A 19,876-nucleotide genomic window follows, 5' to 3' on the forward strand; every position below is an offset into this window, starting at 1 on the left:
TACGTAAATATGGTGGAAAGCCATATTTTTTGTATGGAATGATATCGTTACAGGTGCTCATGGGAGGAAAAGGGTTTGAGCATCAAACCCTTGTGCACCCACGTCGAGGCGGGCTTGTATCGTTTTAGCTACGGTGTAGCGAAAACGATACGATTGCTGCGTGAACAGGGCAGGTGCCAATTGGCCTTCGGTCATTTCACTTTCAGCAGATGATCCAGCGAAAACGCGCCGGCGCCACGTGCGACCAGGAGCAGCAAGAGCCCTGCCCAAGTCAGGTGGGTGGGCCACGCATCGGGGTATACGAACACTTCTATCACCAGGGTCATGCCCAGCAGTGCCAGCGCAGATAGCCTGGTCATCAGCCCGAGCACCAGCAATAGCGGGAACAAGTGCTCAGCGTAGGCTGCCAGGTGCGCTGCAAGCCAGGGCGAGAGTAGCGGCAGCGCGTACTCGGTGCGGAACAGCTCATAGGTGCCGGGTGTGAGGGTAAGGAAACCTTCCACTTTGGTGCGCCCGGAAAGAAAGAATACCGAGGCGATCCCGAGCCGGGCGACCAGGCACAACAGGTCATCGCTCAACCGGCGCTCGATGCTTTGCGCAACGTGGTTCCAGGCGCGCCGCAGGCCGCTGGCCGGGGGTGTGAAATCGACACTAGCCATGGTGGTGTTCTCCTGTGAAGGCGAGTGGGCGAAAAGCCTGGGCTGTCATCAGGCGCCCGAGCATCTCGGTGAAGTCCAGGTCGGTTTCTGCGTGTCGCGCCAGGTCTGAGGCCTGCATCAGCGAGTGTCCGGCCGCACAGGCCTTGAGAAACTCATGGCCACCTTTCCCCAGCGGCTGATGGCATACGCCATCAGCGGTCCCGACAAACAGTACCCCTTCGCCCACCCATGGCTGGTCATGGGGCCAGGCAAGCTGTTCGCGGGCGCAGCGCCACAGGGTGTACACAGGATGCGCTTCGCACCAGTACCAGCGGGCACTGGCACGGGGGGCCAGGCAACCGTGATCCAGATCGCTGGGGGTCATGCCTGCCAGCTCGACAAGGTTCAGGCACGGTTCGTTCGGCGCGCTGAAGGCTTCTGTCCAACGCAGGTCCAGGCGCGCGACATCCGCCAGATACGGCACAGCATGCTGTGACTGAATGTCTTCGAGGAAATCTGGAAAGGTTGCGCCGTAGCAGATCAGCCGGGGATCGCTGGGGGGAAATTGCCGCGCATAGACTGCCGCGGTCTCATCCATCCAGGCGCGCCCGACGAGTGTGCACACGCTCGGAAAGTTTGCGCGCAGCGCATCCACGCAGCCGGCCAGCACCGTGTTGCGATAAACCGCGAATGCCGCTTGTTCGGTCACTCCCGAAAGCTGGGGAGCAGGGCGGGAATAGAGTGCCTCGATGAATGCGTGCTGGAACTGACCAAGGGAAAGGTTCATGGCAATACACCTGGGCAAGTCATGATCGACTGTGCGATGGACCGTTCAGCAAGCAGTTCGGTGAACGGGGGAAGCTTGTCGTCACGTTCAATGAGTGTCGTGCGCGGGCCGACACGGGAAACCAATTGGCGGTACAGTGCCCACACAGGCTCGGCCACCTGCGCATCATGAGAGTCGATCAACAGGTTGCCTTGGTCATCATCGCTGTGCCCGGCCAGGTGAATTTCTGTGATGGTTTGCGCTGGAAAGCGGTCCAGGTAGGCAGTTGCCGAGAACCCCAGATTGTGAGCACTCACATAGACGTTGTTGATGTCCAGCAGCAGGCCACAACCCGTGCGACGTGTCAGTTCGCCAAGAAAGTCGATCTCGTCCCAGTCATGGCCCTGCAGCTGCAAGTAATGACTGGGGTTTTCGATGGATATACGCCGGCCCAATACCTCCTGGCATCGCTGGATGTTTTCAGCGATGCGCTGCAGGGCTTCGTTGCTGCGGGGAAATGGCAGCAGGTCTGGATGGTAGTGCCCCTGCCAGGTGGACCAGGCCAGGTGCTCTGATACAAGTACCGGTTCGGTCTGATCGCACAGTGCGCGCAGACGCTGCAAGTGGTCCTGATCGGGGGCTGCATCAGCCGCCAGCGAAAGTGCCACACCATGCAATGAGACCGGGTGCCGCTCCGCGATGCGGTTCAGCCAGGCAAGGCGAGGGCCACCGACCATGTAGTTCTCCGGGTGTACTTCAAACCAGAGCCCTTCGAGATTGCACGCCAGCGCCTGGTCGTAGTGCTCGGCCTTCAGGCTGATTCCGGCGCCCATTCGTGCGTCTGCGTTCATGGTCGGTTTCCCCTGATCAAGACTTGTGAGGTGTCAGCGAACCCATGCCGGCAGGTGTCTTGATCGAAGTGCAGGTGCCGGCGGGGACGTTTTTCCAGTGCATGCCGTCGTAGTCTTTCTTCGCACTGCCTGCGCAGCTGGTACCGGCGCCGGCCTTGCAATCGTTCTTTCCTGCCATGGCGACGCCGTAGCATTTTTCCATGGCAGCGCCACTGCCTGCGGGTTGCGTGCTGTCGGCCGCCATGGCAACGCCTGCAAGCGAGGCGAGAGCAAGTGCTGCAGTGGTGAGGGCGAGGGTTTTCATGGGTGAATCTCCTGAGAGTGTGGCCGTGGTCTTTACCGGCGGCTCATGGAGTAATTCGTGCCTCGCGTAAAAAGGGTTACAGCCGTGGGAGAATTTTTTTCAGGGCATGTCTTAACAAGCTGATGTTGAAGCCAAGGGCATGGCATATTTGCAGCACCTGCGTGCCACACGCCGGGAGCGGATGAATCAAGTCAATTGTATTCAGGGTGTAACCCAGGCGGCCCATGCAGCGAACTAACTCACAGGATGAGCTCGAGGCTCGCGAGGCCCGGTTGAAAGCACTGTTGCTTCGAGGGCTGACAGGCGACCAGCTGGCCTATCAGGATTTTCTTGGCACGCTTGCGCTGCATGTCCGTGCGTTTCTGCGCAGCCGTCTGAGCAGGCGCCCGGCCGAGATAGAGGACATGGTGCAGGATGTGCTGCTGGCGGTGCATAACGCGCGTCACACTTACCAGGCACAGCAGCCTTTGACGGCTTGGGTGCATGCGATCGCCCGTTACAAACTGGCGGATCATCTGCGAAGTGTTTCACGTCGCGAAGCCCGGCATGATGTTCTGGACGATGATGCGCAACTGTTTGCCATCTCGGAGGTTGAATCAGCCGAGGCCAGCCGAGACCTGACCAAGCTGCTCAAGCAACTGCCAGAGCGGCAACGACTGCCGATTGTTCATGTCAAGCTGGAGGGGTTGTCTGTCGAAGAGACGGCACAACTTACCGGGCTTTCCAGTTCAGCGGTAAAGGTTGGGATACATCGAGGTCTGAAAGCGCTATCCAGGCTGATTGGAGGAGCCAATAACCATGAAGACTGACGACTTGATTGCCTTGCTGGCCGCAGGCGAAGGGCCAGTGCCGCGCCACGCCGTTTGCAGGCGGATGGCGGTTGCTGTGCTGGGTGGGCTGACCGCAGCACTGCTGCTGACAGTTGCCCTTTACGGTGTACGTAGTGATATCACAGAGGTCGCACAAACCCCGTTGTTCTGGGGCAAAGTCGCCTTTCCAACCAGCTTGGCGTTGATCGGGCTGTGGTTGACAAGCCGCTTGGCCAGGCCAGGGGGGAAGGGCGCTGCGGGCTGGAAGATGCTTGGCTTGCCACTGCTGCTGGTCTGGTGCGGGGCGGCCGTGAGTATCGCCGGGGCGCCTGTGGATGCTCGCGCCGACCTGTTGTTCGGGCGCACATGGCGTACCTGCGCACTGAATATCACGTTGCTGTCGGTGCCGGCTTTTGTCACCGTGTTCTGGGCGCTGAAAGGCCTGGCGCCCACCCGGTTACGGCAAGCGGGCGCTGCCGGCGGCCTGCTGGCGGGCTCGACCGCGACGGTGGCCTACTGCCTGCATTGTCCGGAAATGGGCGTACCGTTCTGGGGTGTGTGGTATGTCCTTGGCATGCTTGTTCCGACGGCGTTCGGTGCCTGGTGGGGCCCCCGCATGCTGCGTTGGTAGGCAACTCAGAGCGGCCTTCTGGTTGTCGGTCCTGTGCTTTAAGGGGGCCTGAAAGCGCTTAACCAGTAATGAACAAGGGCAATGCCAGGTACAGCTTGATCACGATGACATTGATGATGTCGATGAAGAACGCCCCCACCATCGGCACCACCAGGAAGGCAAGGTGCGAGGCACCATAGCGTTGTGTCACCGCTTGCATGTTGGCGATGGCTGTCGGTGTAGCACCCAGGCCGAAGCCACAGTGGCCGGCAGCCAGGACGGCTGCATCGTAGTTGCGCCCCATTACCTTGAACGTCACGAAGATTGCGAACAGCGCCATGACCAGTGTCTGCGCGGCCAACAAGGTAAAGAAGGGTAAAGCCAGGGCTGCCAGGTCCCACAACTTGAGCGACATCAAGGCAATGGCCAGGAACAGGGACAAACTTACATTGCCCAGTACCGACACTTCCCGTTCGAATACTTTGTAAAAGCCGAAAGCCCGAAGACCATTGCGCAACAGTACGCCGACGAAGAGTACGCAAACGAATGTCGGTAGTTCGAATGCTGTACCTTTCAGCAAGCTGTTAAGTAATGTGCCAGTCAATAAGCTGACAGCAATAAGTGCCAAGGTTTCTATAAATGAAAACGATGTGATCAGGCGCTCTCTGTCCGGTTGTTCAAAGCCCTTGGGTAGCTGCGGCGTTTCTTCTTGCACCCCTGGTGTCTTGACCCGTTTGATCAGCAACCGGGCGACTGGGCCACCAATCAAACCGCCCAACACCAGCCCGAAAGTGGCAGAGGCCATTGCCAGTTCCGACGCCGAAGCCAGGCCAAACCTCTCAGTGAAGGTCGCGCCCCAGGCAACGCCTGTACCGTGGCCACCCGACAAGCTGATCGAACCGGCCAGCAGGCCCATCAGCGGGTCGAGCCCCAACGCTGTCGCCAGACCGATACCCATGGCGTTCTGAACCACCAGCAAACCCGTCACCACCAGGAGGAATACGGCGACCACGCGTCCACCTTTCTTCAGGCTCGCGAAGTCTGCACTCAAGCCGATGGTAGCGAAGAATGCCAGCATCAACGGTGTTTGCAACGAGGTATCAAACTGGACGTGTACATCGAAACTGCGCAATGCCAGAAGTGACAAGGCAACGACCAGGCCGCCTGCAACAGGCTCAGGGATATTGTATGCGCGCAGGAAACCGATACGTGCGACCAGGCCGCGTCCCAATAGCAGTACCAAAGAGGCGGCTACAAGTGTCCCGTAAAAATCGAGTTCAAACATCAGGGTGCTCTTAGTTCAAGGTGACATGCAAAATTACAATGTCACCATTCTACGGGGAGCACTCCAGTCAAATACGGCTGGGCAGCCAGGAAAAGTCTGATTCAATTATGGGTTTTTACCACGGGCGTCATGGTTTCCCGGGTATTCCATATTTACGCAGCCGCTGGGCGATAGCCGTGTGCGAAGTTTGCAAGCGCCCGGCCAGTTGCCGTGTTGACGGATAGCTGGCATACAGGCGCTGTAACAGCTCGCGCTCGAAATTACCCACGGCCTGTTCCAGGCTGGCCACTTCGCCATCTTGCCCGCGTGCCACCGAGGTGCCGGCGATGTCCAGGTCGCCGATATCCACCAGGTTGCCCTCGCAGATAGCCGCGGCGCGGAAGATCACGTTCTGCAACTGGCGCACATTGCCCGGCCAAGGGTTGGCCAGCAGTGCCGAATGGGTGGAGGGGGTCAGCCGACAGGCTGGGCGCTGGATCTGCGTGCACGCCTGCTGCATGAAGAAGTGCGCCAGCATCAGGATGTCCTGGCCACGGTCGCGAAGCGGCGGTACCTCCAGGTTAAGCACGTTCAGACGATAGAACAGGTCTTCGCGGAAGCTACCTTCGGCGACCATGCGCTCCAGATCGCGGTGGGTTGCGCTGATGATGCGCACATCCACCTTCACTTCGCGGTCGCCACCCACCCGGCGGAAGCTGCCGTCGCTGAGAAACCGCAGCAGTTTGGCCTGCAGGTATGGCGACATCTCACCAATTTCATCAAGGAATACGGTGCCCTGGTTGGCCAGTTCCATCAGCCCAGGCTTGCCGCCTCGTTGCGCGCCGGTAAAGGCCCCGGGCGCGTAACCGAACAGCTCGCTTTCGGCCAGGCTCTCGGGCAGTGCTGCGCAGTTCAAGGCCAGGAATGGGGCCGCGTGGCGGCTGCTGACGGCATGGCAGGCGCGGGCTACCAGTTCTTTGCCGGTGCCGGTCTCGCCATGCACCAGCAGCGGCGCATCGAGCGCCGCCACGCGTAAGGCGCGGGCTTTGAGGGTGCGAATGGCCGGCGACTCGCCCAGCAAGGCATCGAAGCCTTCGGCGTGGTCGTGGTGCAGGGCCGACAGGCGTTCGCCCATGCGCGAGGGTGGGTACAGCGTCAGCAGGCCACCGGCGTTGGTGATCGGCATGGCGTCCAGCAGCAGGCTATGGCCGTTCAGCTGCATTTCGCGCATGGGCAGGTGGAAGTTGTTGTCCAGCAGCGCTTGCAGCAATGCGGGGTCGCCAAACAGTTCACCCACCGAGCGCCCGGCAGATTCGCGACCGCACAGTTCGATCAGCGCCGGGTTGGCCAACAGCACCAGGCCTGCGCTGTCCACCGCCAGCACCGGGTCGCTCATGGCGGCCAGCAGGGCATCGAGCTGCAGGTGGCGGCGCTGGCCGGGGAGGATGTCGACCACGTCCACCGATTGCACACCGTGTACTTCGAACAGCGCGTCGTGCAGTTCTTCGAGTACGGCGGGGCTGAGGGTGGGGGCGTCGATGTAGACGTTCGGCGGGACCATCTCCACGGCGTCCAGGTTGAGGTTGCGGGCACCGAGCAGGGCGAGGACTTCCTGGGTGATGCCGACGCGGTCGATGAAGCTGACGTGGATGCGCATGGGGTTCGAACAGTTGGCGATGGAGGCCGCCAGTATGCCCTGAGACGGGGGTCAGGCCCAAGGTTGGCGGTGGCGCATTCGCGGGCACGCCCGCTCCCACAGGATTGCTGCTGTAGGGGCGGGCTTGCTCGCGACAAGGGTCACTCCAGATGTTCAGGTTTGATCGGGTCGCCCGATTTCACATCGAGCTTTTCGCGAATGTCCGCAAACATATGGTCATAAAGCTTGTGCGGCGAACTCAGGGTCTCGAATTTTTTCGGCGGCTTCAGATATGACTGCGCCTTGCGGGTCAGTAGCATGAGGAAGCTGGGCAAGACCTGGTCCTTGGCCAGGAAGAACTTTTCTTCCACCGGCTTGCCTTCGATGCTGCCATGCATGTGGAACTGAATACCTCTGCCTTCCTTGGGGTCCGACACAGCCTCGTACTCGATGCTCAGGTCATAGCTGTGGTCGGCGTTGTTCAGCGCAGTGCGCTCGATGTGTACATGACCGGAGTGATACTGGGCCATGGCTATCTCCTTTGGAAGGTCGAAAATGGCGGGCCGCGTAAGCCCGCCTGCTGCATTCAACGGTAGCTGATCCCCGGCTTCTCGGTGGAAACCCGAGTGCCGGCCGTGCCTTTGACGATGTCTTTGATGTTCTCCAGCGAACTGATCACCGCCACCTTGCCGGTGTTGCGGGCAAAGTCGCAGGCGGCCTGCACCTTCGGCCCCATGGAGCCGGCGGCAAACCCCAGCGTTTCCAACGCGTCCGGGTGGGCCTGGGCGATGGCCTTCTGCGTCGGTTTGCCCCAGTCAATGTAGGCTGCATCGACGTCGGTGGCGATAATCAGAAGGTCGGCTTCCAATTGCTCGGCCAGCAGCGCCGAGCACAGGTCTTTGTCGATCACCGCCTCGATGCCTTTGAGCTTGCGGTTTTCATCGTACAGGGTGGGGATGCCGCCACCGCCTGCGCAAATTACGATGCTGTTCTTTTCCAGCAGCCACTTGATCGGGCGGATTTCGAAGATGCGCTTGGGTTTCGGGCTGGCTACCACGCGGCGGTACTTGTCGCCGTCGGCCTTGACCACCCAGCCCTTTTCCTTGGCCAGGCGCTCGGCCTCATCCTTGCTGTAAACCGGGCCGATGAACTTGGTCGGATCCTTGAAGGCCGGGTCGTTGGCGTCCACTTCCACTTGGGTGAGCAAGGTGGCGAAGGGCACCTCGAAGGCCAGCAGGTTGCCCAGTTCCTGTTCGATCATGTAACCGATCATGCCCTCGGTCTCTGCACCCAGCACGTCCAGCGGGTAGGCCTCGTCTGGCTTGTACGACAGGGCCTGAAGCGACAGCAGACCCACTTGCGGGCCGTTGCCGTGGGCGATGACCAGTTCGTTGCCAGGGTGGATCTTGGCGATCTGTTCGGTGGCGGTGCGGATATTGGCGCGCTGGTTGTCAGCGGTCATGGGCTCGCCGCGACGAAGCAGGGCGTTGCCGCCCAATGCAACAACGATACGCATGTGGAATGTCCTTTAGCGAAAGAATGAATGGACTGTCGCTGCACGGAGGCTGCGGAGTTCGCTGTGGGAGCGGGCATGCCCGCGAAGAGGCCAGACCTGACATCATCGATGATGCGGCTGACGCCTTCGCGGGCACGCCCGCTCCCACAGGGACTGCGGGCTACTTATAGATCCGCCAGGGTCGATACCAAGATCGCCTTGATCGTGTGCATGCGGTTTTCCGCCTGCTCGAAGGCGATGCACGCTGGCGACTCGAACACGTCATCGGTCACTTCGATGCCGTTTGCCAGGTCCGGGTATTGTTCGGCGATCTGCTTGCCTACCTTGGTGTCGGAGTTGTGGAATGCCGGCAGGCAGTGCATGAACTTGGTCCGCGGGTTGCCGGTGGACTTCATCAGTTCGGCATTCACCTGATAAGGCTTGAGCTGCTTGATGCGCTCACCCCAGGCTTCGATCGGCTCGCCCATCGAGACCCACACGTCGGTATGGACAAAGTCGACACCCTTGACCGCGGCTTTCGGGTCTTCGGTGAGGGTAATGCGTGCGCCGCTTTCTTCAGCGTACTGTTTGCAGCGTTCGACCAGGTCGTCATGCGGCCACAGTGCCTTGGGCGCGGCGATGCGCACATCCATGCCCAGCTTGGCGCCGATCAGCAGCAGCGAGTTGCCCATGTTGTTGCGGGCATCGCCCAGGTAGGCGTAGCTGATGTCGTGCAGCGGCTTGTCGCTGTGCTCACGCATGGTCAGCACGTCGGCGATCATCTGGGTTGGGTGGTATTCATCGGTCAGGCCGTTGAACACCGGTACGCCGGCGAACTTGGCCAGCTCTTCGACGATTTCCTGCTTGAAGCCACGGTACTCGATGGCGTCATACATGCGCCCGAGCACACGGGCCGTGTCCTTCATGCTCTCCTTGTGGCCGATCTGCGAGGAGTTGGGGTCGATGTAGGTGACGTTGGCGCCTTGGTCATAGGCTGCCACTTCGAAGGCGCAACGGGTACGGGTGGAGGTCTTTTCGAAGATGAGGGCAATGTTGTTGCCCTTCAGGTGCTGCTGCTCGGTGCCGGTGTACTTGGCGCGTTTGAGGTCGCGGGAAAGGTCCAGCAGGTAGCGCAACTCACGGGTGGTGTGGTGTTCCAGGCTGAGCAAGTTGCGGTTGTGAATGTTGAACGCCATGACAGTTTCTCCTTGAGTTCGGTGATGTCCCGGCCGCCACTTCATGGGTGCGGCCGGGCGTGATGGTCGTTAGTAGTCGATCGGGTCGCGCACGATCGGGCAGGTCATGCAGTGGCCGCCGCCACGGCCTCGGCCCAGTTCGCCGGCGCTGATGGTGATGACCTCGATGCCGGCCTTGCGCAGCAGGGTGTTGGTGTAGGTGTTGCGGTCGTAGCCAATGACTACGCCCGGCTCGATGGCCACCACGTTGTTACCGTCATCCCACTGTTCGCGCTCGGCGGCGAAGCTGTTGCCGCCGGTCTCGACCACGCGCAGCTGGACGCCCAGTTGCTCGCCCACCACTTCGATGAACGACTTGTTGATGCGGCGTACATCCATGCCGTAAGGCTTGCTTTCGTCCGGGCGGATGATGAATGGCACAATCTCTTTCACCACTTCCGGGAAGACCGTGACCAAGTCGCGGTCGCAGAAGCTGAAGACAGTGTCCAGGTGCATGGCGGCGCGGGATTTTGGCAGGCCGGCGACGATCACTTCCTTGACGGCGCCCTTGGCGAACAGGTTTTGCGCCAGCTGGCCGATGGCCTGGCGCGAGGTGCGCTCGCCCATGCCGATCAGCACGATGCCATTGCCGATCGGCATCACATCACCGCCTTCGAGCGTGGCATTGCCATGGTCCTTGTCCGGGTCGCCATACCACACCTGGAAGTCGGCCTCGGTGAACTCCTTGTGGAACTTGTAGATGGCGGTGGTCAACAGGGTTTCCTGGCGACGCGCCGGCCAGTACATCGGGTTCAGCGTCACGCCGCCGTAGATCCAGCAAGTAGTGTCGCGCGTGAACTGGGTGTTGGGCAGTGGTGGCAGGATGAAGCTGGAGTGGCCCAAGTAGTCGTTGTACATCTTCACGACTTCGGCGCCTTCGCTCTGCGGCAGGTCCTGGCCTGCCACACCGCCGATCAGGAATTCGGCCAGGTGGCGTGGCTCAAGGCCTTCGAGCCAGCTACGCACTTCGTTGGTCAGGCCTACGCCGACGGTGTCAGGGGTGATCTTGCGGTCGAGGATCCACTTCAGGGCCTCTTTGTTTTGCACGATATCGGTCAGCAGGTTGTGCATCTCCAGCACATCCACGCCACGCTCGCGCATCTTGGTAACGAAGTCGAAATGGTCACGCTTGGCCTGGTCGACCCAGATCACGTCGTCGAACAGCAGTTCGTCACAGTTGCTCGGCGTCAGGCGCTTGTGCGCCAGGCCAGGGGCGCAAACCATCACTTTGCGCAGTTTGCCGGCTTCGGAGTGGACACCGTACTTCTGTTTTTCAGCGGACATGGTTTCATTCCTCCAATTGAGCGAAGACGTGGGTCAAAGGGTCAGGAAGCCGTCATACAGGCCATAGGCTGCCACCAAGGCACCAATGACCACGGCTGCGAAGATCAGTTTTTCCACGTTGGTGAAGACCGGTTTGCCCACCTCACGCTTGGCTTTGGCGAACAGGATGGCGCCAGGTGCGTAGAGCAGGGCCGAGAGCAGCAGGTATTTCACGCCGCCTGCGTACAGCAGCCAGACGGCGTACAACAGGGCGATACCACCGATGATCAGGTCCTTCTTGCGTTCGGCCAGGGCCTGTTCGTAGGTTTCGCTGCGCAGTGCCAGCAAGAACGCATAGGCTGCCGACCACAGGTAGGGCACCAGGATCATCGAGGTGGCGAGGTAGATCAGGGACAGGTAGGTGCTGCTTGAGAACAGCGTGATGACCAGAAAGATCTGCACCATGGCGTTGGTCAGCCACAGGGCGTTGGCCGGTACCTGTTTGGCGTTCTCGCGGCGCAGGAACTCCGGCATGGTGTGGTCCTTGGCTGCGGCGAACATGATCTCGGCGCACAGCAGCACCCACGACAGCAGCGCCCCGAGCAGCGAGATGACCAGGCCGACGCTGATCAGCACCGCCCCCCAGTGGCCGACCACATGCTCCAGCACGGCAGCCATCGACGGGTTCTGCAGCTTGGCCAGTTCCGGTTGAGTCATGATGCCCAGCGACAGCACGTTGACCAACACCAGGAACAGCAGCACGGTCACGAAGCCGATCACCGTTGCCTTGCCCACGTCGGTGCGTTTTTCCGCCCGCGCCGAGAAGATGCTCGCGCCCTCGATGCCGATGAACACCCACACGGTGACCAGCATCATGTTGCGCACCTGGTTCATGACACTGCCAAGCTCTGGCGTGCCCACGGCCCAGATATCGGCGGTGAAGATGTCGAGCCTGAAGGCGAACAGGCAGATCAGGGCGAACAGCACCAGCGGCACCACTTTGGCCACAGTGGTGACCAGGTTGATGAAGGCAGCCTCCTTGATGCCGCGCAGTACCAGGAAGTGCACCGCCCACAACAGGATCGACGCGCCAATGATGGCGGCTGGGGTATTGCCTTCACCAAAGATCGGGAAGAAGTAGCCCAGGGTGCTGAACAGCAACACGAAGTAGCCGACGTTGCCCAGCCAGGCACTGATCCAGTAGCCCCAGGCCGAGGAAAAGCCCATGTAGTCGCCGAAGCCGGCCTTGGCATAGGCATACACCCCGCCATCCAGATCAGGCTTGCGGTTGGCCAGGGTCTGGAACACGAAGGCCAGGGTCAGCATGCCGACTGCGGTGATCGCCCAGCCGATCAGCACGGCCCCAACCCCTGCGCTGGCTGCCATGTTTTGCGGCAGCGAGAAGATACCGCCGCCAATCATCGAACCGACGACAAGTGCAACTAACGCGCCGAGCTTTAGTTTTCCGGATGAATCAGACATTTAACAACTCCTGCCAGGAGAAAGTTGACGACAGAATAGATCCGACGCCTTTGCCTTGAGCTGACTTATGTCAGTTTAAGGCGCCGTGAAGGTAGGAAATTTCCTTCACGGGTGCTCCTGGAGAGTGCCGACAGCTTGAGCTGCAGGCCTTGTGTGCTGGCACCTCCATGTCCTTCTAGAGCAAACGCTCTGTTCAGCCTGCGATGCTTGAAATTAGCCGCTTTTGCCGCTTTAGCAAATTTTTCACAAGAAATTCGAGTTTTATCAGTTTCTTTTCCAGTTGCCGGACTGCTGCTAGTTTTGAGAGGGCAGGTACATAGACAAAGCAGTTATGAGTGATATAGGTTGAACCCACAGCTTCAGTATAAGTAACGATATTTATATAGCCCGCAATGCTGTTTCAAACGCATGACAGGGTTTGAAAAAGGAGGCTCATGAGCGAACCGGGACAGAAGCTGCGCCTGGGCGCGCTGATCGCGCTGGTGGTCGGGTCGATGATTGGTGGCGGGATCTTCTCGCTGCCGCAGAACATGGCCGCGCGTGCCGATGTGGGTGCAGTGCTGATCGGCTGGGCGATCACCGCAGTCGGCATGTTGGCCTTGGCCTTCGTGTTCCAGACCTTGGCCAACCGCAAGCCGGAACTGGACTCGGGGGTATATGCCTACGCCAAGGCTGGCTTTGGCGAGTACATGGGCTTTTCCTCGGCCTGGGGCTACTGGATCAGCGCCTGGCTGGGCAACGTCGGCTACTTCGTACTGCTGTTCAGCACCCTGGGTTTCTACTTCCCGGTGTTCGGCGAAGGCAACACACCCATCGCCATCGGTTGTGCCTCGCTGCTGTTGTGGTCGGTGCATTTTCTGGTATTGCGCGGCATCAAGGAGGCGGCTTTCATCAACCAGGTCACTACCGTGGCCAAGGTGGTGCCGTTGCTGATTTTTGTGGTGATCGCTGCATTTGCCTTCCGCGCCGACATCTTCACCCGGGATATCTGGGGCTTGAGCAACCCACAATTCGGCAGCGTGCTGGAGCAGGTGCGCAATATGATGCTGGTGACCGTATTCGTGTTCATCGGCATAGAGGGCGCTAGCGTGTATTCCGGGCGCGCCCAGCGTCGGTCAGACGTGGGCAAGGCCACGGTCATCGGTTTTCTTGGTGTGCTGGCGTTGCTGGTGCTGGTCAACGTGTTGTCGCTGGGCATCATGACCCAACCGGAACTGGCCGGGCTGCAGAACCCCTCACTGGCCTCGGTGCTGGAGCATATCGTTGGCCCCTGGGGCGCCTTGCTGATCAGTCTCGGTCTGGCAGTCTCGTTGCTTGGCGCTTTGCTGTCCTGGGCGCTGCTGTGTGCCGAGATCCTTTACGCTACGGCGCGGGACAAGACCATGCCGCGCTTTCTGGCCAAGGAAAACGCCAACCATGTGCCGGCTAACGCCCTGTGGCTGACCAACTGCATGATTCAGGGCTTCCTGCTGATCACGCTGTTTTCCGCCGGTACGTACACCAGTCTGATCTACCTGGCCTCGTCGATGATCCTGGTGCCCTACCTGTGGTCTGCGGCGTATGCCGTGCTGCTGGCGATGCGTGCAGAAACCTATGCCGGGCAGCCGAGGTTGCGGCGCAAGGACTTGCTGGTGGCGCTGGTTGCCCTGCTGTATGCCGTGTGGCTGCTGTATGCCGGCGGGCTCAAGTACCTGCTGCTTTCGGCGCTGCTGTACGCCCCCGGCGTCATCTTGTTCGCGAGGGCCAAGCATGAGCAGGGGCAGACGTTGTTCACGGCCTGGGAAAAGCTGATTTTCGCCGCCGTGCTGGTGGGTGCCGCGCTGGCGGCCTATGCCCTGTATTCAGGGCTGCTGAGCTTGTGACGGGGCAGGGCAGGCGTGCTCCGGGCGTGACCAGATCCACAGGTTGCCCAAGGTCATCCCGGCGATTGCCAGGAATACCGGCCAGTGGTGTTCCAGAAAGGTCAGCATCAGGCCCGCACACAGCAGCATGCTGATGGTTGCGCTGACCTTGGCGCGGCGCTGGATAACCTTGCCGTTGCGCCAGTTATGCAGAATTGGCCCGAACAGCCGGTGGTTCTCCAGCCATGCCGACAGGCGCGGTGAGCTGCGTGTGGCGGCCCAGGCGGCCAGCAGGATGAACTCGGTGGTCGGCAAGCCAGGGATCACAATGGCGACCAGGCCCACCCCGAGGCTCACGTAGGCCAGGATTCCATACAACAGGCGGGCGAGTTTCGAGCGGGCTGGTTGGGTCATGTTCTCACTGCATAAAACGGTTCGGCCACCGGAGGGGTGGCCGGCTACGGCGTATCAGACCAGCGCGGCATCCGCAGCGTAGGCGTGCTTGAGCAGCTCGGTGAAACGCTCGAAAGCGGCCACTGCACCGCGTTCGGCAGCCGCTTCCTCTTCAGGCGAGAGCGCCAGGCCATCGAGGATGCGGGTGAACTGCTTCCAGCCTTCGGCACGGCCACCGGCGGGCTCGCCCAAGTGACGGGCACCGAAGCTGTCGGACAGCTGCAGGGCCACGGCACGCTTGATCAGAAACGCAGCGCCCAGTTTGGAGCCTTCGGAGACGAAGATCCAGCCCATTGCCTCGCCCAGGCTCGGCTTGCCTACGGCGCCCGGCACGGCGGCCGGTACTTCGGTGTCGAGGTCGGCGAGGTCCAGGCGGGCCTGGTCGGCACGGCAGCGTTCAGCCAGGTCAGGGACGATGGCGATCAGTTGAGGGTCGTTGTACAGGGCCTGCAGCTCGGACTGGAACAGGTATTGCGCGACGACGAAGCGGGCGAAACTTTCGCGGCTGTCGAAAGGCGCGTGGGATTTGACCAGGGCATCCAGCTCGGCGTGCGGGGCGTGGGTGATCTGGTTCAGGCGTTGGGAGCGCAGGGCTGGGCGTTCGGTCATGGGGCAGTCCTTGGAGAGGGGGCGTCTAGATACAAGACGAAACAGCGGGGGCGGGACAGTAAAAAAAGGGTGTTTTCAGATTGGTTATTGCAGCGCCTGAGAGATCGAGCGCCGCCCGCGCGGCGCATCGCGAGCGAAGCTCGCTCCTACATCTGTTTCGGGCCAATAACACCTGTGACCGCGCGCGCGACCGCCTTGTTGGTTCGACACAATACAGAGTCGGACACCAAGGGGCCGCGCGCATAAGGCGCAGGAATAACTGGCCCGAAACAGATGTAGGAGCGAGCTTCGCTCGCGATGCGCCGCGCGGGCGGCGCTCGATCTCACAACCAATGCACATTTAAAGCGATCAGATATCCCAAACCACATTGATACCGAAGTTGCGCCCCGGCATGGTCAGGCGGTCGATGTTAGCGGGCTGGGTCACAGCCGCTTCACCCTGGCCGTCGTAGCTGCGCACCGAATCCCACTGCCAGTATTTCTTGTCGGTAAGGTTGTACAGCCCGGCATTGATGGTGACGTCGTCGGTGACCTTGTAGTAGCCGGTCAGGTCCAGCACGCCGTAGCCCGGGGTACGGAACTTCGAGGTGGAACCGTCAGGCGAATAGAAGGTACTGTCGTCGACACGGGTCTTGCGCTTGACCAGCGTCCAGCTCAGCAAGCCGCCGTAGTTCTGCTGCTCGTAGCCCAGGCCGAATACGCCCTTGAGCGGGTTGACACTGTTCAACGGTTGACCGGTGTCATCGTTACGACCATAGGTGTAGGCAATCGAGCTTTGGGCATAGAGGCCCTGCGGTGCGCCGAAGTGGTCGAGGTTCAGGCGGCCCTTGAATTCGGCACCCTTGATCGTGGCGTGCTTGATGTTGTTGGCCTGGAAGGTCTGTTCCAGGTTGGCGCTTTGCACGGCATCTTCGTCGATGAAATCACGGTACTTGTTGTAGAACACTGCCACGTCGAAGTTGCCGGCGTCGAAGTTGCCACGCAGGCCGGTTTCGTAGCTTTTGCTCTTTTCAGGCTCGAGGTTCGGGTTGCCCTCCACGCGGTAGCCTTGGTCCAGGTTCTGGAAGCGGCCATACATGGCTTTGGCGGTCGGAGTACGGAAGCCCTCTGCATACTGGCCGTACCAGGTGTAGTTGTCGTTGAAGGCGTAGGTCAGGCCGAACTTGGGCGAGATGCGGTGCCACTTCTTGTCCGAATCGTCCTGGGAGGTTGGCGCCGTACCGCTGGACTCCAGACCACGCAGGAATTCCTCCGTGAATTTGGGTTCCATGCGGGTGTAGTCGTAGCGCGCGCCGGGCATGAAGGTCCAGTTGTTCCAGCGGATTTCATCCTGCGCGAACAGGCTGTAGGTATTCACGGTCGGGTCCGGGAAGTCGCTGACCAACGCCTGCCCGTCACGCGCGCTGTCCTGTCCGATGGCGGTACAGGTCCCACCGATATTCAGGCAAGTGCCGGTGCCGCTACGTGAACCCGTGACTTTCTCCTGTTTGAGTGTGGTGCCGTAGGTGAGCAGGTGGTCGGTTTGGCCGATGCTGAAGGCCTTGTCCAATTGGGCGTCGAATACCCACTGGCGATCCTTGTAGGTCGTCTGCCGGTCCCGAAACACTTGGCGTCCCGAGGCGACATACAGCTCATCGGTGCGTTGGTCGGTCTTCGCGATCTGGTAGTTGAGGCTCCATTTGACGTGATCTGCGACCACGCTATCGAGGTCGAATTCATGATTGAGGCCGAAGCGTTCACGGGTGATCGTGTCGTTGCCCTGGCGCATGCGGTACGAGTTCATGCCACCGAAGCCCGGAATGAACGGCCCACCCACCGCGCTGAGGATGTTCTGGTCGCGGTCATCCTTGTAGCGCTCGTAGGTGAGCCCCAGGCGCGCGTCGTCGGCGTAGTTCCAGCCCAGCTTGGCCAGCACGTTGGTGGTGCGCACGTCCATCGGGTTGGCTTCGGTGCGTGACAGGCCGTCGCCACTGTGGCTGCCGTGGGTTTCGGTCTCGTGGCCGTTGCGCTGGCTCAGGTGCAGCAGGCCGTCGAGATCACCCTGGCGGCCGGCGACAGTGGCGGAGGTCAGCCAGCTTTCGTCGGCCGAGCTGTAGCCGGTTTTCAGGCGTGCACCCACGTCTTTGCCGGGCTTGATGATGTCGTCCGGGTCGAGGGTGAAGTAGCTCACCGCACCGCCGATGGCGTTGCTGCCATACAACACCGAGGCCGGGCCGCGGAGGATTTCCACACGCTTGACGATTTCCGGGTCGACATAGTTGCGCTGGGTCTGGGCGTAGGGGCCGTAGAAGAAGCTGTCGGGGATCGACACGCCGTCGACTTGGGTGAGAATCCGCTCGCCGTCGATACCCCGGATGTTGTAGCCGTTCAGCCCGCTGCGTTGGCCGGTTCCGGATACCGACACCCCCGGCTCGTAGCGCACCAGATCCTGGATATTGTTCACGTTCTGCCGGTCCAGTTGCTCACGGGTCTGCACGCTGACAGTGCTCGGCACCTGGCTGACGTCCTGTGCACTGCGGGTGGCGCTGACGGTCACCTGCTGCAGGGCGATCACGTTGCTTGCGGTTTGGCGCTCCAGTACCACATTGCCGTTGCTGATCTTGCGAAAACTCAGCCCGGTACCCCGCAACAGGCGCTTGAGGGCAGCATCTGGCGGCAGCGAACCCTGTACGCCTGGCGAAGCCACGCCGTCGGCCAGCTCGGCGCTGAAGCCGACCTGCCAGCCGGTGACCTGGCTGAAGGCGTTGATCGCCGACACCAGCGGTTGCTGGCCGATGCTGAAGCGGTAGTCGCCCATACGCGGGCTGCTGGCCTGTGCCGGCTCGGCGGCCAGCGCCGGCAGGCTGCAGGCACCGCTGGCGAGCAGGGCAAGGGTCAACAGGGACAGTTGTCCTGTACGGCGGGGAAGGTTGGACGAGCGGGTAGGACCAGTGGACATCGGAAGCGCTCCCAGACGCGCGGGCTGTTATAGGTGATGGCTGTTCTCGTTCACAAACAAGAATCAGTTGCATTGGCTATAACGAGACGGGCGGGCGAGTGCGATCGCGTAAAAATAATTCAGGGTCAGTTCAGGATGACCAGCGCCGGGTACTCATGCAGCTGTGCCGAGGTGATGTGGGCCAGTGCGCGCAGGGTTTCCAGCGGCTGGTCGAGGCGGTAGTTACCGGTGACGGCAACATTCTCCAGCTGTGTATTGCGGTTGATGATCCAGCCCGGGTAGTACCGCTGCACTTCGGCCAGCACCTGGCTCAACGGGCAGTTCTCGAACACCAGGCGGCCGTCGATCCAGGCCAGGTCCTTGTGCATGTCTGGGCGCTGGCGTTGGCCAAAGCCCTCGGGGCCGACGCTGATGCTGTCGCCGGCACTCAGGCGGATGCGCTGGTCGCGCCCACCCTGCAGGTCGACAGCGCCGCGTTGCACCCGCACCTGAGCTTCGCCGTCAAGGTAACGCACGGCAAAGTCGGTGTCGCGCACCTGTGCGCGCAAAGGCCCAGCTTTCACTTCCAGCGGCAGCTGCGCGCTGTCGGGAACCTGAAAATAAGCCTCGCCCTGCAGCAGGCGGGCGACCTGGCGGCCGTCCTGGCGTTCGCTGGCAAATGCCGAATTGGTGTTGAGCAGCACTTTTGCGCCGTCTTCCAGTTGCAGGCGCTGGCGCTCGCCGACCACAGTCAGGTGGTCCGCCTGCAGGCGCATGGGCAGGTTACCGACGGTGAACAGCCCAACCACCAGCAGCGCTGCGGTGGCCAGAGGTTTCCAGTGGCTGCGCAGGCGCCCGCGCCATGAGCGGCGTTGCTGCTGGTGCATCTGTGTGGCCACTTGATGCAACGGGGTACCGTTCCACAGTGCCTCGGCCTCGACATAGGCCTCGGCGTTTTCTGGCGCAGCGCTCAGCCAGGCTTCAAAGGCCTGGGTGTCTGCGGCATCTGCGCATTGCAGGCGCACCAGCCAGTCCAGCGCCTCGTCCATGGCACGAGCTCGGGCGCTAAGCCGGGCAGGTGACGGGCGAGGGGCAGGGCGGTCGGTCACGGTGAATCCTTGAATGGTTTTTCTGCGCATCATCACGGCTGGGGTGGGGAGTGGCAAGGGGCTTTGCGTTACCTACTTGAGACGGTCGGCAACACCCATGCAGATTGCCATGATCAGTTTCAGTTCCTTTTGTACCGTGCTGGGCGAAACACTCAGTTGTTCGGCGATTTCCAGATAGGTGGCGCCATGCAGGCGGCTGAGGATGAAAATGCGTTGTTGGCGCTCGCTCAGTTGATTGAGGCTGACGCTGAGGTGCTTGAGCAACTGCTCGGCGTGGGCGGCATCCTCGCTGCTGGTGGCGGGCGCGGCGACACTGTGCAGCACTTCGTCGGGCACGTCGTCGACCAGCATGCGTGCCTGCACCCGGCGTGCACGCAGGTGGTCCAGCGCCAGGTTGCGCGCGGTCTGAAACACGAACGGCTCGATGTGCTCGATGGGCCGCTCGCCCAGCGCGCGGGACACCCGCAGGTAGGTTTCCTGCAGCAGGTCTTCGGCCGTGCTGGGGTTACCGACCATGCGCTGCAGGGTACGCAGCAGGGTGAGGCGCTGAACGAGGAAGACGGAATTGAACCGGGACTGACTCACGGGGGGACC

The 19,876-nt window shown here is 61.1% G+C and carries 19 protein-coding genes; 3 read left to right on the forward strand and 16 right to left on the reverse strand.

Going from position 1 to position 19,876, the window contains the following annotated elements:
* Positions 1-191: 191 nt before the first annotated feature.
* From QCL51_RS04745 to QCL51_RS04760, 4 genes are read right to left on the reverse strand one after another with little or no spacing between them, the layout of a single operon-like run.
* On the reverse strand, positions 192-659 hold the full coding sequence (locus QCL51_RS04745; RefSeq protein WP_028698093.1) for a DoxX family protein: 468 nt from the start codon (positions 657-659) through the stop codon (positions 192-194).
* Positions 652-1,425, reverse strand: coding sequence for a DNA-binding domain-containing protein (locus tag QCL51_RS04750; protein WP_028698092.1), 774 nt, complete (start codon positions 1,423-1,425; stop codon positions 652-654). The genes QCL51_RS04745 and QCL51_RS04750 overlap by 8 nt, the downstream gene beginning before the upstream one ends.
* Complete coding sequence (locus tag QCL51_RS04755) at positions 1,422-2,255, reverse strand: DUF692 domain-containing protein (protein ID WP_338444615.1); 834 nt, start codon at positions 2,253-2,255, stop codon at positions 1,422-1,424. The genes QCL51_RS04750 and QCL51_RS04755 overlap by 4 nt, the downstream gene beginning before the upstream one ends.
* Before the next feature lie 16 nt (positions 2,256-2,271).
* Positions 2,272-2,559 carry a DUF2282 domain-containing protein gene (locus QCL51_RS04760; RefSeq protein WP_021781885.1) on the reverse strand — a complete coding sequence of 96 codons (288 nt, stop codon included), beginning with the start codon at positions 2,557-2,559 and terminating at the stop codon, positions 2,272-2,274.
* A gap of 224 nt (positions 2,560-2,783) precedes the next feature.
* On the opposite strand from QCL51_RS04760, the gene QCL51_RS04765 reads away from it, so the two are divergent.
* Entirely contained in the window at positions 2,784-3,368 is a 585-nt protein-coding gene (locus QCL51_RS04765) for a sigma-70 family RNA polymerase sigma factor (RefSeq protein ID WP_021781886.1), read from the forward strand.
* On the forward strand, positions 3,358-3,999 hold the full coding sequence (locus QCL51_RS04770) for a DUF1109 domain-containing protein (RefSeq protein ID WP_021781887.1): 642 nt from the start codon (positions 3,358-3,360) through the stop codon (positions 3,997-3,999). The genes QCL51_RS04765 and QCL51_RS04770 overlap by 11 nt, the downstream gene beginning before the upstream one ends.
* A 58-nt stretch (positions 4,000-4,057) precedes the next feature.
* Here the strand turns inward: QCL51_RS04770 and gltS are convergent, their stop codons facing one another.
* From gltS to arcD (QCL51_RS04805), 7 genes are all read right to left on the reverse strand, one after another.
* The gene (gene gltS, locus QCL51_RS04775; RefSeq protein WP_021781888.1) at positions 4,058-5,263 is read right to left on the reverse strand and encodes a sodium/glutamate symporter; all 1,206 of its coding nucleotides are present in this window, start codon (positions 5,261-5,263) and stop codon (positions 4,058-4,060) included.
* Between the two features lie 127 nt (positions 5,264-5,390).
* Positions 5,391-6,899, reverse strand: coding sequence for a sigma-54-dependent transcriptional regulator (locus tag QCL51_RS04780; RefSeq protein ID WP_021781889.1), 1,509 nt, complete (start codon positions 6,897-6,899; stop codon positions 5,391-5,393).
* Positions 6,900-7,039: 140 nt separating this feature from the next.
* Positions 7,040-7,408 (reverse strand): DUF5064 family protein, encoded by a 369-nt coding sequence (locus QCL51_RS04785; RefSeq protein ID WP_135192312.1) that lies wholly within the window; start codon positions 7,406-7,408, stop codon positions 7,040-7,042.
* A gap of 56 nt (positions 7,409-7,464) precedes the next feature.
* Positions 7,465-8,394, reverse strand: a complete 930-nt coding sequence (gene arcC, locus QCL51_RS04790) for a carbamate kinase (RefSeq protein WP_135192311.1) — start codon at positions 8,392-8,394, stop codon at positions 7,465-7,467.
* A gap of 164 nt (positions 8,395-8,558) precedes the next feature.
* Positions 8,559-9,569, reverse strand: coding sequence for an ornithine carbamoyltransferase (locus QCL51_RS04795; protein WP_003255074.1), 1,011 nt, complete (start codon positions 9,567-9,569; stop codon positions 8,559-8,561).
* A 69-nt stretch (positions 9,570-9,638) separates the two neighbouring features.
* Positions 9,639-10,892, reverse strand: coding sequence for an arginine deiminase (gene arcA / locus QCL51_RS04800; RefSeq protein ID WP_021781892.1), 1,254 nt, complete (start codon positions 10,890-10,892; stop codon positions 9,639-9,641).
* Between the two features lie 33 nt (positions 10,893-10,925).
* The gene (gene arcD / locus QCL51_RS04805; RefSeq protein ID WP_021781893.1) at positions 10,926-12,353 is read right to left on the reverse strand and encodes an arginine-ornithine antiporter; all 1,428 of its coding nucleotides are present in this window, start codon (positions 12,351-12,353) and stop codon (positions 10,926-10,928) included.
* A 434-nt stretch (positions 12,354-12,787) separates the two neighbouring features.
* Between arcD (QCL51_RS04805) and arcD (QCL51_RS04810) the strand changes: the two genes are divergently transcribed.
* Positions 12,788-14,215 (forward strand): arginine-ornithine antiporter, encoded by a 1,428-nt coding sequence (arcD, locus tag QCL51_RS04810; RefSeq protein ID WP_021781894.1) that lies wholly within the window; start codon positions 12,788-12,790, stop codon positions 14,213-14,215.
* On the opposite strand, the gene QCL51_RS04815 is transcribed toward arcD (QCL51_RS04810), so the two are convergent.
* The 5 genes from QCL51_RS04815 to QCL51_RS04835 form a co-directional block, all read right to left on the reverse strand.
* A complete protein-coding gene (locus tag QCL51_RS04815) occupies positions 14,195-14,608 on the reverse strand; it encodes a YbaN family protein (RefSeq protein ID WP_021781895.1) in 414 nt (137 codons plus the stop codon). The two genes, arcD (QCL51_RS04810) and QCL51_RS04815, sit on opposite strands and share 21 nt — an antisense overlap.
* Before the next feature lie 54 nt (positions 14,609-14,662).
* The gene (locus QCL51_RS04820) at positions 14,663-15,256 is read right to left on the reverse strand and encodes a biliverdin-producing heme oxygenase (RefSeq protein WP_021781896.1); all 594 of its coding nucleotides are present in this window, start codon (positions 15,254-15,256) and stop codon (positions 14,663-14,665) included.
* A gap of 349 nt (positions 15,257-15,605) precedes the next feature.
* Complete coding sequence (locus QCL51_RS04825) at positions 15,606-18,194, reverse strand: TonB-dependent receptor (protein ID WP_021781897.1); 2,589 nt, start codon at positions 18,192-18,194, stop codon at positions 15,606-15,608.
* A 125-nt stretch (positions 18,195-18,319) separates the two neighbouring features.
* On the reverse strand, positions 18,320-19,282 hold the full coding sequence (locus QCL51_RS04830) for a FecR domain-containing protein (protein WP_021781898.1): 963 nt from the start codon (positions 19,280-19,282) through the stop codon (positions 18,320-18,322).
* 72 nt (positions 19,283-19,354) lie between these two features.
* A complete protein-coding gene (locus QCL51_RS04835) occupies positions 19,355-19,867 on the reverse strand; it encodes a sigma-70 family RNA polymerase sigma factor (RefSeq protein ID WP_021781899.1) in 513 nt (170 codons plus the stop codon).
* Positions 19,868-19,876: the final 9 nt, after the last annotated feature.

The sequence above is a fragment of the Pseudomonas sp. LTR0 genome, assembly GCF_036630035.1.
Lineage (GTDB): Bacteria > Pseudomonadota > Gammaproteobacteria > Pseudomonadales > Pseudomonadaceae > Aquipseudomonas > Aquipseudomonas putida_Y.

Coding starts and splice junctions, on each gene's coding strand:
- QCL51_RS04745 (WP_028698093.1), bottom strand. CDS start 659: ATGGCTAGTGTCGATTTCACACCCCCGGCCAGCGGCCTGCGGCGCGCC.
- QCL51_RS04750 (WP_028698092.1), bottom strand. CDS start 1,425: ATGAACCTTTCCCTTGGTCAGTTCCAGCACGCATTCATCGAGGCACTC.
- QCL51_RS04755 (WP_338444615.1), bottom strand. CDS start 2,255: ATGAACGCAGACGCACGAATGGGCGCCGGAATCAGCCTGAAGGCCGAG.
- QCL51_RS04760 (WP_021781885.1), bottom strand. CDS start 2,559: ATGAAAACCCTCGCCCTCACCACTGCAGCACTTGCTCTCGCCTCGCTT.
- QCL51_RS04765 (WP_021781886.1), top strand. CDS start 2,784: ATGCAGCGAACTAACTCACAGGATGAGCTCGAGGCTCGCGAGGCCCGG.
- QCL51_RS04770 (WP_021781887.1), top strand. CDS start 3,358: ATGAAGACTGACGACTTGATTGCCTTGCTGGCCGCAGGCGAAGGGCCA.
- gltS (WP_021781888.1), bottom strand. CDS start 5,263: ATGTTTGAACTCGATTTTTACGGGACACTTGTAGCCGCCTCTTTGGTA.
- QCL51_RS04780 (WP_021781889.1), bottom strand. CDS start 6,899: ATGCGCATCCACGTCAGCTTCATCGACCGCGTCGGCATCACCCAGGAA.
- QCL51_RS04785 (WP_135192312.1), bottom strand. CDS start 7,408: ATGGCCCAGTATCACTCCGGTCATGTACACATCGAGCGCACTGCGCTG.
- arcC (WP_135192311.1), bottom strand. CDS start 8,394: ATGCGTATCGTTGTTGCATTGGGCGGCAACGCCCTGCTTCGTCGCGGC.
- QCL51_RS04795 (WP_003255074.1), bottom strand. CDS start 9,569: ATGGCGTTCAACATTCACAACCGCAACTTGCTCAGCCTGGAACACCAC.
- arcA (WP_021781892.1), bottom strand. CDS start 10,892: ATGTCCGCTGAAAAACAGAAGTACGGTGTCCACTCCGAAGCCGGCAAA.
- arcD (WP_021781893.1), bottom strand. CDS start 12,353: ATGTCTGATTCATCCGGAAAACTAAAGCTCGGCGCGTTAGTTGCACTT.
- arcD (WP_021781894.1), top strand. CDS start 12,788: ATGAGCGAACCGGGACAGAAGCTGCGCCTGGGCGCGCTGATCGCGCTG.
- QCL51_RS04815 (WP_021781895.1), bottom strand. CDS start 14,608: ATGACCCAACCAGCCCGCTCGAAACTCGCCCGCCTGTTGTATGGAATC.
- QCL51_RS04820 (WP_021781896.1), bottom strand. CDS start 15,256: ATGACCGAACGCCCAGCCCTGCGCTCCCAACGCCTGAACCAGATCACC.
- QCL51_RS04825 (WP_021781897.1), bottom strand. CDS start 18,194: ATGTCCACTGGTCCTACCCGCTCGTCCAACCTTCCCCGCCGTACAGGA.